This is a genomic window from Acinetobacter sp. SWAC5, assembly GCF_003419885.1.
GTDB classification, from domain to species: domain Bacteria; phylum Pseudomonadota; class Gammaproteobacteria; order Pseudomonadales; family Moraxellaceae; genus Acinetobacter; species Acinetobacter cumulans.
The window spans coordinates 45,876-59,302 of sequence record NZ_QUWR01000002.1; the positions used below are offsets into that span (position 1 = coordinate 45,876).

Genomic DNA, 13,427 nt, shown 5'->3' on the forward strand with positions numbered 1-13,427 from the left:
GATATAAATGTTTTGATGTTTAAATATTTGCTGAAATTTTAAGTTAGACTGCTGATTTATATGTGATAATAAAATGAAATAAAAAAGAATACGGGGGCCAAATGAGTCAAAATCATTGGATGGCACAATTTAAAGTTGATGGTCAGCTTTTTACACTTTCATTTAAGCAAAATGAATTTAATCTTACGCTCAAGCGTGATGTTAAAAAGATGAATTTCGCTCGAAGCAGAGGTATGAATGCTTGGCTGGCTTTTGCTGATGACCCTGTACAAGATGATGTTAATATGGGGATTAATGCCTTTGAAGTCATGCGTTTGGCGCGTGAGCATATTGTAAATTTTGTCTATAAATATCAACCTTTGTATTTTTGTTTTCATGCCTCCACTGAACGTAAATCCAAAATTTATCCACGTTTTGCGCGGTCTTTACAACAGGATTTGCCGAGATATAACTTGAATTCGCTAGGCGGGTCATTTTATTTTTATCGTCAAGACGAAATACTACAACCGTGAACCGAATGCGCCCAAGCGCAGATTGAATTGAATGAAAATGGATTGAGTGATATGCAAAAGAATTGTGCCTTAATTGTGGTCGATGTTCAGAATGGATTTACACCAGGTGGCAACCTTGCTGTGGCAAATGCAGATCAGATTATTCCTGCAATTAATCAATTGGCGCAATATTTTGAAAATGTAGTATTAACGCAAGATTGGCATCCGGCGAATCATATTTCATTTGCGGCCAATCATGAGGGTGCGAAGCCCTATGACATCATTAAATTGGCCTATGGCCCACAAGTGCTTTGGCCTACACATTGCGTCCAAGGCACACATGATGCTGCTTTACATCCAGACTTGTCTATTCCACATGCCCAATTGGTGATTCGTAAAGGAATGCATAGCAACATTGATAGTTATTCTGCATTTATGGAAGCTGATCATCAAACCTCAACAGGACTTGCTGGTTATTTAAAAGAACGTGGGATTGATAGCGTTTTTATTGTGGGTATTGCTACAGATTTTTGTGTGGCGTGGACAGCAATGGATGCAAGTCGTTTAGGTTTTCGTACCTTTGTGGTGGCAGATGCATGCAAGGGGATTGATCTACAAGGGTCATTGCAGCAGGCATGGCAGGACATGCTATCTAATGGTGTGAAACGGATTTATATGAAAGACATAAAAGCAATAACAGAGGCATAAAGCAGAAATAGAAATATTATGAATATGTAGGCATTTTATACTTTTTAGTCCAAAGGTGAATTGTGACGTGCTAGCGACTTATGGCAGGGTATAAGCATGTACATTGAGATGGGCAGAGTTATGTCAGGATTCTTGCGCTTTACACAATTGATTCAAAAAACGTTCGCATTATGGGTAATATTCTTTGCAGGGATTGCGCTTTTAGCACCTGAAATGTTTGTGTGGCTCAAAGCCTATATTCCATGGTTGCTGGGTATTGTTATGCTGGGTATGGGCATGACAATGACCTTAGATGATTTTAAAGGGGTATTGCAAAGTCCTAAAGCGGTCTTCATAGGAGTCGTTGCACAGTTTTTTGTGATGCCGGGATTGGCATTTGTATTATGTAAATTGATGAATTTGCCTTCTGAGATTGCCATTGGTGTGATCCTGGTTGGGTGTTGTCCAGGTGGGACAGCTTCAAATGTCATCACTTATATGGCCAAAGGCAATACTGCGCTTTCAGTTGCATGTACTTCGGTATCTACTTTACTCGCTCCGTTATTAACACCCGCTATTTTCTATTTATTGGCTAGCCAGTGGATTGAAATTAATGCAGGCTCAATGTTCATCTCTATTTTACAAGTTGTGTTATTCCCAATAGTTTTGGGCTTAATTATTCGTACATTGTTAAAGTCTAAGGCTGAATCATATATTCAGGTGATGCCCTTGGTTTCTGTCGTGGCCATTGTGGCTATTGTGGCAGCCATTATGGCGGGCAGTAAAATACAAATTTTAGAATCTGGCTTGCTCATTCTAGGTGTAGTTGCCCTACATAATGGTTTGGGGTATTTACTTGGTTTTTGGGTGAGTCGCTTCTTTAAGCTACCTTATGCAGATGCCAAGGCTGTAGCAATTGAAGTGGGCATGCAAAACTCAGGTTTGGGTGTAGCCTTAGCAGCAACGCATTTTGCAGCATCGCCTTTAACAGCATTACCAAGCGCAATTTTTAGTTTATGGCACAATATTTCAGGTCCTGCACTGGCAACCTATTGGGCGTCAAAAGCACAGTCTGAAGCTATTCCAAAGACAAGCCATGAACCCAATTGATGAGAACAAATGCATATAAAAAAGCCTGAATGTGTTCAGGCTTTTTTTATAGTAAACAGGGCAGTGTTTAAGAGGCTTTAGACTGCTTTGATTTTAAGATTTCAGTACGGAAAGACTGCGCCAATTCAGCGGCATCAGCATCCATTCCATTAATCATAAAGGCATGTCGAGTCAGTACATTGGTTGGGTTTGGCAAACTTACCAATTGGAAATGATCCGAAATTTCTTTAAGTAAGTGGTTAGGTACCTGCACGGCACTTTCTTTGGCAGAGAGTTGCTGTACCAGACGCTCTGCAGCTTGGACTGAGCTGAGTTGCATCGCCTCTACAGCACTTGAAATCGCGCTACGCGTTTGTAAAACAAAACGACGTTCTTCACGGTAGCGTTTATAGAGCACATCTGAAAGCAATTGGAATACTGCGCTAATCATGGTTAAACACTGTAAGCCATTTGGCGTGTCTGCTGAGATGCTAATAATTGCACCCTGATCATCAAATTTATGCACAGTACAAATGTCTGAGCTATTTAATTTATAGTGCTGTACGCAGAGTTCAGTAGCTTTATTTAAAAACAACTGACATAAATTAAAATACGGCCCAGACACTGTTTTATTGACAGTATCGAGCAATTGTTTTGGGTCATAGTATTGAATATTGAGCGCTAGGCTACTGCTGTCAATAACGACGGGTTTATGTTCTTTTTTCGCTTTGTTTTGCGCATTTTGCTGTGCTTGTGCTATTGCAACCGCGGCAGCATGTTTCTCTTGCTCTAGTGCTTGGGTCAAGCTTTGAATTTCGTGTTTTAAGCGTGATTCATTATTAATGCGTGCCAAATATTCGGTACGACTTGGGCGAGCAATACCACGGTAAGCTAACCACAATAAGCCATGAATAATGAGTGAAACCAAAATTGCCAGCCACTGGGTGCGTAAGATTTCACCTATGCTCGGCTGAATTAGTGTAATTTCAACTGTACCGACTTTTTTCTCATTTAGTAGTGCATCACGTACAAAGACTTCGCCTTCACGGGTTTTGGTTTGACCACCCGTTGCAAGGACTTGCTTTGCCGAATTTAAAATTCGAATAGACGCCACGCTAGGATTGGTCGCGTAACGATCGGCAAGTAATGCCAATGATACGGTATTGGCGGGTTCCATTTCCGAAATACTGTCGGTGACCAATTGGCTGGTCATCAGTTGACCTTGGCTGGCACGGTTTTCGTTCAGCTGATGTGTGGTCGCCAATACCAGTAAAAAGGTATGAAAAGCGAAACTTACTATTAGTAGGCTAGCAAATAGCCCTTGTCTAGGCGCATTCAACGTAAACTTCCAAGGCAAAACTGTTTATTTTCGATTATGATTCTAACAATAGTTGTAGCTCAGACCCGAGTCAATTCATGCGAGAAATCATCCTTATTTCATTTCTGGGGCCAGACCAGCCTAATCAATTTACACGATTAATGCAGGCCCTGTCCGTTCATTCCTTACAAATCTTAGATGTAGGTCAAGCCGTCATACATAACCAACTGACTTTAGGTATTGTTGTTTCGTCAGATGACCAAACTGCTACAGCATTAGCCATGAAGGAAATTCTGATTTTAGCACATGAAATTGGCTTAACAGTTCGTTTTAAACCAATCTCTGCTGCAGATTATGATCAATGGGTAAGTGAAGGTGGCCGTACACGTTATATCGTGACTGCTTTAGCGCCAGAGTTGACGCCATCGCATTTACAGGCTGTAACAAAAATTGTGTCGAGCCAAGGCTTCAATATTGAAACTGTGACGCGTTTATCTGGTCGTCCGCAGCTTGATGGAGGCAGTATTGGGCCTAAACGTGCCTGCGTACAATTTGGTTTAAGTGGCCAAATGTTAGATGCACAAGCCATGCGTGCAGCCTGCTTGAGCTTATCTGCAGAGCTGAGCGTAGACGTTGCAGTACAAGAAGACAATGCGTACCGTCGTAACCGCCGTTTGGTGTGTTTTGATATGGATTCGACGCTGATTGAGCAAGAAGTCATTGACGAGCTGGCAAAAGAAGCAGGTGTTGGTCAGCAAGTTGCAGAGATTACTGAACGTGCGATGCAAGGTGAATTGGACTTCCAAGAAAGCTTCCGTGCCCGTGTTGCTTTGCTCAAAGGTATGGATGCATCCGTGCTGGCGAGTATTGCTGAGCGCTTAACGGTCACTGAAGGTGCAGAACGCCTAATTTCAACATTGAAATCATTGGGCTACCGCACCGCGATTTTATCGGGTGGCTTCCAGTACTTTGCAGAATATTTACAGGCGAAACTCGGTATTGATGAAGTTCATGCCAATATTTTAGATGTACAAGATGGCGTAGTAACGGGTGAAGTCAAAGGTCATATTGTTGACGGCGCACGTAAAGCATTCTTGTTGACGCAAATTGCTGAAGAAATGGGCATTTCCTTAGAACAAGCGATTGCCGTGGGCGATGGTGCAAATGACTTACCAATGCTCTCGATTGCAGGTCTAGGTGTCGCATTCCGTGCTAAACCATTGGTACGTCAAAATGCCAATCAAGCGATTTCAAGTGTAGGACTTGACGGCGTGTTATATCTTTTAGGTGTACATGATAAAGATTTAAATCGTGCCTAATATGTGACCGTTGTATGAAAAACGCAGTCAAATGACTGCGTTTTTTTATGGATTTCAGTCTAGAGGCGACCAACGGTAAATATAAAATTGTTGATAAAAACAACGATTAACATGATCTGAAAAATAAATTTTTCACTGCAAAAAAGCAGGTTTTTTTTTGTAATGACACGCCAAGCGAGGCATGGTCTTTGTTCTAAGAAAACTCAAAAATAAAAAAATGTAATGACAAAATAATGTTGCGACAATGTGTGTCGTTTAGGCCGAAGACAAGACTTTTTTTATCAAAAAAACTGCGCATAATGCATGCATAGAGTTTGAAGTTGATACATTCCATTGATTGATTACACGGTAATTTTAAATGAAACCTAGCCATAGCAATGGTTTCATTAAATGACGGAGGTTTATATGGTAACAGCGAATTTTGCCACCATTCTAGGCATGAGCTTAGTCGCGGCTGCTGTCATTGCTGTTTTCTTCTCGCCGTATCGTCGCTGGTTAAACTATATGCTGGCTGGGATGCTGGTATGGGGCATGGTTGAAGTCATTCGTTTTGGCACACAAGCTGTATTTGAGCTCACCATGATTTCCAGCTACTTTGTGGCATTAATGACGACGATGACGGTATTTATTCTGATGCTATTGCTTGAAGACCGCCGTGCGGAGCGTGCGTCAGCAAAACGTCAATATATCGAACATACACCTGTCTATGAGGATGATCAGCAGTATTCAAGTCGCTGATAGTCAATTTTTAAGGTGAAAAAAGGCATGTTTCATACATGCCTTTTTTATGTCGAGCACAAATTTAAACTGTAAAGGCATGCTTTTAAAAAACGAAGTTATGTTAGGATGAGGCAGTCAATTTTCCAACAATTACAATAGGCTTAAAGTCATGAAATTATCATCAATTCCTGTCGTAAAATTACCACTGGTTGATGTCAGCACGGATCCGCTGGATTTACTGGTTGCTGGTTTAGCATTGCGCATGAAGCAACTTGCACGCACCAGCCCTAAATTTATTGAGTTGGTTCATGAGCGTCAATTTCGTATCCAAATTGGTACAGACTTAGGTGTAGCACGTCAAATTATTGTAAATAATGGCCACATTGATACTGTTGCGGGTGATGCTGAAAAAGCAGATTTTATTTTGCAATTTGCAGACAGCGAACAAGGTGTAAAAACCTTGATGAAAGGTGACCCGACTGCATTTATGACGGGCATGCAAAATGGCAGTATTAAAATGGAAGGTGACTTTGGGCTTTTGGTTTGGTTTAACCAAGTCGCGAAGTTAATTCCACCGAAATTGCCAAAACCGGTGAAAGAAAAAATCAAAATTGCCCGTGCATTTATTAAAGAAAAAACAGGTAAGTAAGATGTACTCCTTTTTCCCCTCCTTTTTTAAAGGAGGGGCTAGGGGAGGATTTAAAAAGCCCTCTTTGGAGGGCTTTTTTATCGTTCAGGATTTATTCGATTTCTAAATTGAACGTCACTGGGCCGTCATTGACCAAATGCACTTTCATGTCGGCGCCAAAAATCCCTGTTTGCACATTTTCAAACTGTGACTTTGCATAGTTTACAAGTTCTTCGTACAGCGCTTTGGCTTCGCTTGGTGGCATGGCTGGGCCAAAGTCTGGGCGTAAGCCTTTTTGCGTTTGAGCCATTAAGGTGAATTGCGAGACCAAGAGTAAGCCACCACCTGCTTGGCTGATATTCCAGCCCATTTTGCCTTGTTCATCATCAAAAAAACGATATTTCAAGATCTTATCAATCAGTTTTTTGCCTTTGACCAAATCATCCTCTTTGCCAATGCCTAAAAAAACTAAAATGCCGTGCTGAATTTCACCTGTAGTTTCGCCATCCACGACTACTTTAGCTTCTAGAACACGTTGTAATAAGGCGCGCATTTGGGACTATTTTCCATCAAATCAAATCAGAACAAATTGTAGCAAAAATGCATTTAAAATGGAGTTTTTGATTAAATTTAAAGCATTAAGTTGTTGAAAAATATTAGATAAAAAAATAATCAATCTAACAAAGCGATTAAAATTATAAAAATAATCTGTTTTAACAATTTAAAGAAAATAGGTATCTTCTCTCGTGCAGGAAAGGTATTAATTTTAGTGAGATGAAGACGATGTTTAAGCGTTCTTTACTGGTTGCTATGTTAGCAACTGCAACAGCGGCGACTCAAGCAGCGCCATTAACAAAAGACAATGGTGCACCAGTAGGCGATAACCAAAACTCGATTACTGCGGGTCCAAATGGTTCAGTTCTACTTCAAGACGTACAATTGGTTCAAAAATTACAACGTTTTGGTCGTGAGCGTATTCCTGAGCGTGTAGTGCATGCACGTGGTACAGGTGCTTATGGTGAGTTTGTTGCAACTAAAGATTTATCTGATCTAACAATTGCTTCATTATTCAAAGCGGGTACTAAAACTCCAGTATTCTTACGCTTCTCTACTGTAATTCACGGTAAACATTCTCCAGAAACTTTACGTGAACCGCACGGTTTCGCGATCAAGTTCTACACGCAAGAAGGTAACTGGGATTTAGTGGGTAACCAATCTCCAGTATTCTTCATCCGTGATGCAATCAAATTCCCTGACTTCATTCACGCAATGAAGCCAAGCCCAATTGACAACATGCAAGACGCAAACCGCGTATTTGACTTCTTGTCTAGCCAGCCTTGGGCAACCAACATGATCACTCATGTATATGGTAAAGAAGGTGTTCCGACGAGCTACCGCGAACAAGACGGTTTTGGCGTACATGCATTCAAACTTTATAACGATAAAGGCGAATACAAATACGTGAAATTCAACTTCCGTTCTAAACAAGGCGTGAAGGGTCTTAACGTTAAAGAAGCGAGTGAGTTACAAGGTAAAGACTTCAACCACTTAACGAACGATCTTTACAAGAACATCAACGCAGGTAACTTCCCTAAATGGGATCTTTACATCCAAGTTATGGATCCTAAAGACCTAAACAGCTTCGAGTTCGATCCACTAGATCCAACTAAAATCTGGCCGACGAACCTCGTTCCAGAAACTAAAGTCGGTACGTTAACGCTGAACCGTATGCCGAAGAACTTCTTCCAAGAAACAGAACAAGTTGCATTGGCTCCAGGTAACCTCGTACCAGGTATCGAGCCATCTGAAGACCGTCTATTACAAGGTCGTATCTTCTCTTACTCAGATACTCAAATGTACCGTTTAGGTGCGAACCACCAGCAAATTCCTGTAAACCGTCCAGTTGTGAATGTAAACAACAACAACCAAGATGGCTACATGAACGTTGGCGGTACTTCATCTAACGTGAACTATGAACCAAGCCGTATTGAACCAAAACCAGCAACTGCGAAAGCACGTGCAGTTCAAACGCCTTTAACTGGTACTGTTCAACAAGTGGGTACCAAAGAGCAAAACTTCAAGCAAGCGGGTGAGCTTTACCGTTCATACACTGCGAAAGAAAAAGACGATTTAATCATGAACTTGGCTGCGGATCTTGGCAACGTGAAAGATTCAGAAACTAAGCACATCATGTTGTCTTACTTCTACAAAGCAGATGCGGACTACGGTACACGTATGACTAAAGCGGTTAATGGCAACATTGCAACTGTTAAAGCAAAAGCTGCGCAGTTAAAAGACTAAGCAATCGCTTATAGATGAAAGACGTATTTCGATGCGTCAATCAGATCGGTGACTAGGGTAAAGACGAAAGTCACCACCGAAAAGTCCTGTAAAACTCAAACCCTTTCCTGCAACCCTAGGGGAGTTTTACAGGCACTCTTTTTTTGCTTCACATTTCATTTTCAACGTTTTTAGAAACGTGAACACATTCGATTTTTGTTGGAGTTCATCATGGGCATTATGCAACGTACACTTTTAGCCAGTCTTCTCGCGTTTGGTGCCGCATTCGCAAACGTGGCAATCGCGGAAGAAATCTCCCCCGCTAAAACTGCTGCCAATGTTCAGATGAACTCACAACAAGAATTGATCGATCTGTTTTTTGCCGCGGCCAAAACGGGTAATCAAGAGGTGATCAACGAGTTTTTAAAACATGGATTTCCAGTAGACGTGCGTAATGCCTCAGGCTTTACCCCGTTGATGATGGCGACTTATTATGGTCATCAAGACATCGTAACGACAATGCTAAACCATGGTGCTGACCGCTGTGCGCGTGACAATAAAGGCAATACAGCATTAATGGGTGCTTTGTTTAAAATGGAATTTTCCATTGCAAAACAATTGCGTCAGGTCGATTGTGATGCAAATGCCAAGCAGACAGGTCAAAAAACCACAGCTGAATTTGCCAAAGTTATTGGGCAAGAAAAACAGTTGCAAAAAATCATTCAAGCACAAGAAAAATCAGCAGTCCTTGCTCAGAAATAAGCAGGTCTGTAACTGAGCTATTTCATTGGCTGTGTATAAAACTAGCAATATCGCATTTGAAAGTGTGCTTTAATGCAAGAAGTACAGCGAATTTAAATCCGATATGGCTCCAATCATACAATCCTTGCTTGATACAGATTTATATAAATTCACCATGTTACAGGTGGTGTTACATAAATTTCCTCAGACGCACAGCGTTTATCATTTCCGTTGCCGTAATTTGCAAGACACGGTTTATCCGCTCGTAGACATTTTAGATGACCTCAATGAACAGCTGGACCATCTGTGTACGCTTCAGTTTAAAGAAGATGAGTTGCTGTATTTACGCAGCCTACGTTTTCTAAAAAGTGACTTTGTAGATTATCTCGAGTTATTTCAGCTTAAACGCCGTTTTATTAAGGCTGGGATTGATAGCGAAGGCCGTTTGGACATTTGGGTAGAAGGCCCTATGGTTCAGGCTATGATGTTTGAGATTTTTGTACTCGCATTGGTCAATGAATTGTATTTCCGTCGCATTCGTTCTGACGAAGTATTACTCGAAGGGCAGCGCCGTTTAGACGCAAAAGTTGAGCTTCTGAAGCATTATACTGAAGTACAAGGTTCAGATGAGCCACCATTCTTGGTGTCTGATTTTGGTACGCGTCGCCGTTATAGCTTTGCATGGCAAAAGCATGTCATTCAAGCGTTTAATCAAGCGGCTCCTGAAATTTTCCGTGGTACAAGTAATGTGCTGATTGCCAAAGAATTGGGGCTCACTCCGATTGGCACCATGGCACATGAGTTTTTACAAGCTTTCCAAGCTTTAGATGTTCGTCTGCGTAATTTCCAAAAGTCTGCACTTGAAACTTGGGTACAAGAATACCGAGGTGATTTGGGCATTGCTTTGACCGATGTGGTGGGTATGGACGCATTTCTAAAAGACTTCGATCTATACTTTGCCAAATTGTTTGATGGTTTACGCCATGACAGTGGTGACCCCTATGAATGGGGTGATAAAGCCTATGCACACTATAAAAAGTTGAAAATTGACAGCAAAACTAAAATGCTGACATTTAGTGATGGCTTAGATTTAGAAAAAGCGTGGAGCTTACACAATTACTTTAAAGACCGCTTTCAAGTGAGCTTTGGGATTGGCACCAATTTAACCAATGATATGGGGCAAACGCCGTTAAATATTGTGTTGAAATTGGTGGAGTGTAATGGTCAATCAGTCGCAAAAATTTCAGACAGTCCGGGTAAAACCATGACGGATAACGACACCTTCTTGGCATATTTACGTCAGGTGTTTGAAATCCCTGAAAGTGCTTAAGCACAATGTAAAAACCGTCTTGCAACCCAAGACGGTTTTTTTTGGATGTGAATTTTTACCAAGGGTTTATCTAAAATTTTGCTAAGGGTCTTTTAAAAACAGCATATTTTTGAAAATAAGCTGTGCTAAGATCAGTTAAATTTGACCCATAATAGCTACGAAAAAATGAGCACTTTGGATTTTGGCCTGCTGATAGAAGCAGAAGATTTGGTCCCACATTTGGGCAATGACAAACTCAGAATTGTCGATTTGAGCCGAACATCGGTGTATGAGCAACTGCATATTCCTCATGCCATTCACCTGAAACCGAAACTTTTAGTGCGCCAAGAAGAACAAGCCATGGGGCTATTGCCTGAAGCAGAAGGTTTGCAAGCGCTGATTGAGTTCTTAAATATTTCCCCAGAGCATCATGTTGTGGCATACGATGATGAAGGTGGCGCATGGGCAGGACGGTTGATTTGGAACTTACACTGTATTGGGTTTGAAAATACCAGCCTTTTGAACGGTGGCATCCATGCATGGTTGGGTGCAGGCTTACCAACGAGCGCAGAAGTACCACAATTTGAGCCCGTTGAGCAATTTGTGACGATTCAGTCAAATGCCCAAAAAGATGTACAAATTGATTATGCAGAATTAAAACAAAGCGTTGAAAATCAATCAATTCAAGTTTGGGACTGCCGTACAGAAGATGAATATACCGGACTGCGCTTAGCGGCTAGACGTGGCGGGCATATTCCAAGCGCACGCCATTTCGAGTGGAGTACTGCCCTTAACCGTGAAAATCATTTAAAATTGCATCCTTTATCGCGCACCCAGCAGCGTTTAGAACAACTCGGTTTTCAATTAAATGAACCAGTGGTGGTGTATTGCCAGTCACATCATCGCTCAGGATTGGCCTATATTTTAGGGCGGTTATTGGGTTGGAATATTCGAGCGTATGACGGGGCGTGGAGTGAGTGGGGCAACCGCCTCGATAGTCCAATCGCTACAGGGGAGTTGCCATCTTGAGCATTACATCGCGTTTAAAACAACAAATTTTCATTCAAGCTCAGCGTGTGGTGCCACAACATCGTTTGTCACGTGTGGTGGGTAAAGTTGCAGCCAGCGAAAATCCAATCATTAAAAATGCGGTGATTATAGCGTTCAAGGCACAATATGGCATTGATATGTCGATTGCAGAGCAAAGCAATGCTTTGAAATTTAAATCATTTAATGAATTTTTTACCCGTTCTTTAAAAGATGGTGTACGTGAAATTGATCAGGATGCAAGCAGCATTGTTTCACCTGCGGATGGTGCGATTTCACAATTGGGTAAAATTGAAAATGGTGATATTTTTCAAGCCAAAGGCCAAAAATTTACCGTTGAAAATTTGATTGCCGATCCACAATTGGCAGAGCCATTTAAAAATGGTCAATTTGCTACAGTCTACCTGTCACCGAAAGATTATCACCGTGTGCACATGCCATTTGCCGGTACATTAACTGAAACATTGTATGTGCCAGGTGAATTATTTTCTGTGAACCAAACCACAGCAGAGAATATTCCTGGTTTGTTTGCACGTAATGAACGTATGGTGTGTTTGTTTGATACGGAATTAGGCCGTATGGCAGTGGTGCTGGTAGGTGCGATGATTGTGGCGGGGATCGAAACCGTTGCGACTGGTAAAGTAAAACCAACGGGCCGTATTGAATTAAACCAGCACGATTTAAAACTTGAAAAAGGAGCTGAGCTCGGGCGTTTCTATTTGGGCTCAACTGCGGTGGTTTTATTTGAACAAGATAAAATGGCATGGGATGCTGCATTTTCCGCAAATTCAGCAGTGGTCATGGGTGAAGCTTTAGGGCATACCATTTAAGGAATTCTCTCCTTTTAGGAAAAGCTTTTGAGCTAAGCTGATTTATTCAAAAAAAGAATCTCTTCTAACTTCCCTTTATTAAAGGGAGGAATAAAAAAAGCACCTTAAGGTGCTTTTTTTATTGGATTCAAATTAGCGTTTTACAACAATTGAATCGATGCCACTGTGTTGTAAGGTTTGCTGTGCAATGACGGCTGCATCTTGTGAGTCATAAGGTCCAGAGACTACGCGGTACCAAACTTTCCCATTTTCTGTAGTCTGTACAACATCGGCAGATAAACCATTCAGAATAATTTCTGCACGACGTGCATCGGCTTGATCTGGGTCATCATAACTACGCACTTGTAGAATGTAATTTGGTGCCGCTGCTGCTGGACTTTCTACAAGGCCAGGTTCTGGGTTGGCTTGTTCCGCTTTTTGCTCAGGTGCTTCTACAATCACCACAGTGCCTTGATTCTTGCTTTCAGGAATCGCTTGCTCAGGAATAGGAGTAACTTGTTGCTGAGGTAATAGGTCGTAAAAACGATAGTCTTTGTTGGTTTCTTCTTGGGTTTGTTCTGCAGTGGCTTGCGCACGTGGTTTAACCGGTTGCCAAGGTTTCCAAAGCATCAATGCAACCACAAAGCTTAACACGATCAAAATCGCCACTAAGGTTCCCAGCCATGCTGGAATCAGTGGTTTTTTAGGTTTATTCGGTCGCTCTGATACACCACGTTGCGTTTTTCCAAACACGAGGAAACCTCATTCATTTTAATTGTGACGAAGCACTTTGGGAGAGTCCCAAAATATTGTTCTTGATTATTATATATTACATTACTGTCATCTGTATTTTGTTTAATTTTCACAAATTAAGCAAATGACAAATTTAAAAATATAAGGCTTATGGTAAAAAAGCCAGACGCATGATGCATCTGGCTTTTTAGGTTTGGTCAGCTCAGAAAATGTAAGACTGATCTGCCAATGGTAAA

Annotated in this window: 14 protein-coding genes; 11 read left to right on the forward strand and 3 right to left on the reverse strand. The window is 41.4% G+C overall.

The genetic code is table 11. From position 1 onward, the window contains the following. Positions 1 to 101 precede the first annotated feature (101 nt). The 3 genes from DYI81_RS01875 to DYI81_RS01885 all read left to right on the forward strand — a co-directional run bounded on the left by DYI81_RS01875 (position 102) and on the right by DYI81_RS01885 (position 2,288). Positions 102 to 512 carry a hypothetical protein gene (locus DYI81_RS01875; protein ID WP_117006545.1) on the forward strand — a complete coding sequence of 137 codons (411 nt, stop codon included), beginning with the start codon at positions 102 to 104 and terminating at the stop codon, positions 510 to 512. 51 nt (positions 513 to 563) lie between these two features. Next, a complete protein-coding gene (pncA, locus tag DYI81_RS01880; RefSeq protein ID WP_117006546.1) occupies positions 564 to 1,199 on the forward strand; it encodes a bifunctional nicotinamidase/pyrazinamidase in 636 nt (211 codons plus the stop codon). 120 nt (positions 1,200 to 1,319) lie between these two features. Further along, positions 1,320 to 2,288 carry a bile acid:sodium symporter family protein gene (locus DYI81_RS01885; protein ID WP_117006547.1) on the forward strand — a complete coding sequence of 323 codons (969 nt, stop codon included), beginning with the start codon at positions 1,320 to 1,322 and terminating at the stop codon, positions 2,286 to 2,288. A 67-nt stretch (positions 2,289 to 2,355) separates the two neighbouring features. On the opposite strand, the gene DYI81_RS01890 is transcribed toward DYI81_RS01885, so the two are convergent. Then, positions 2,356 to 3,606 (reverse strand): hypothetical protein, encoded by a 1,251-nt coding sequence (locus DYI81_RS01890; protein ID WP_117006548.1) that lies wholly within the window; start codon positions 3,604 to 3,606, stop codon positions 2,356 to 2,358. Between the two features lie 77 nt (positions 3,607 to 3,683). Between DYI81_RS01890 and serB the strand changes: the two genes are divergently transcribed. From serB to DYI81_RS01905, 3 genes are all read left to right on the forward strand, one after another. Further along, the gene (gene serB, locus DYI81_RS01895; RefSeq protein ID WP_117006549.1) at positions 3,684 to 4,904 is read left to right on the forward strand and encodes a phosphoserine phosphatase SerB; all 1,221 of its coding nucleotides are present in this window, start codon (positions 3,684 to 3,686) and stop codon (positions 4,902 to 4,904) included. A gap of 405 nt (positions 4,905 to 5,309) precedes the next feature. Then, the gene (aciT, locus tag DYI81_RS01900; protein ID WP_106984151.1) at positions 5,310 to 5,642 is read left to right on the forward strand and encodes an AciT family ciprofloxacin tolerance protein; all 333 of its coding nucleotides are present in this window, start codon (positions 5,310 to 5,312) and stop codon (positions 5,640 to 5,642) included. A 151-nt stretch (positions 5,643 to 5,793) separates the two neighbouring features. After that, positions 5,794 to 6,273 (forward strand): SCP-2 sterol transfer family protein, encoded by a 480-nt coding sequence (locus DYI81_RS01905; RefSeq protein ID WP_117006550.1) that lies wholly within the window; start codon positions 5,794 to 5,796, stop codon positions 6,271 to 6,273. Positions 6,274 to 6,364: 91 nt separating this feature from the next. Here the strand turns inward: DYI81_RS01905 and dtd are convergent, their stop codons facing one another. Further along, on the reverse strand, positions 6,365 to 6,805 hold the full coding sequence (dtd, locus tag DYI81_RS01910) for a D-aminoacyl-tRNA deacylase (RefSeq protein WP_106984153.1): 441 nt from the start codon (positions 6,803 to 6,805) through the stop codon (positions 6,365 to 6,367). 230 nt (positions 6,806 to 7,035) lie between these two features. Here dtd and DYI81_RS01915 point away from each other — a divergent pair, with 230 nt between their 5' ends. From DYI81_RS01915 to asd, 5 genes are all read left to right on the forward strand, one after another. Further along, positions 7,036 to 8,553: a catalase gene (locus tag DYI81_RS01915; protein WP_117006551.1), complete on the forward strand. Its 1,518-nt coding sequence runs from the start codon at positions 7,036 to 7,038 to the stop codon at positions 8,551 to 8,553. 210 nt (positions 8,554 to 8,763) lie between these two features. Further along, a complete protein-coding gene (locus DYI81_RS01920; protein WP_117006552.1) occupies positions 8,764 to 9,294 on the forward strand; it encodes an ankyrin repeat domain-containing protein in 531 nt (176 codons plus the stop codon). Positions 9,295 to 9,397: 103 nt separating this feature from the next. Then, a complete protein-coding gene (gene pncB / locus DYI81_RS01925; RefSeq protein ID WP_106984156.1) occupies positions 9,398 to 10,603 on the forward strand; it encodes a nicotinate phosphoribosyltransferase in 1,206 nt (401 codons plus the stop codon). 165 nt (positions 10,604 to 10,768) lie between these two features. After that, positions 10,769 to 11,611, forward strand: coding sequence for a sulfurtransferase (locus tag DYI81_RS01930; protein WP_106984157.1), 843 nt, complete (start codon positions 10,769 to 10,771; stop codon positions 11,609 to 11,611). Next, positions 11,608 to 12,459 (forward strand): archaetidylserine decarboxylase, encoded by an 852-nt coding sequence (gene asd, locus DYI81_RS01935; RefSeq protein ID WP_117006553.1) that lies wholly within the window; start codon positions 11,608 to 11,610, stop codon positions 12,457 to 12,459. The genes DYI81_RS01930 and asd overlap by 4 nt, the downstream gene beginning before the upstream one ends. A 132-nt stretch (positions 12,460 to 12,591) precedes the next feature. On the opposite strand, the gene DYI81_RS01940 is transcribed toward asd, so the two are convergent. Then, positions 12,592 to 13,191, reverse strand: coding sequence for an SPOR domain-containing protein (locus DYI81_RS01940; protein ID WP_117006554.1), 600 nt, complete (start codon positions 13,189 to 13,191; stop codon positions 12,592 to 12,594). Positions 13,192 to 13,427 lie beyond the last annotated feature (236 nt).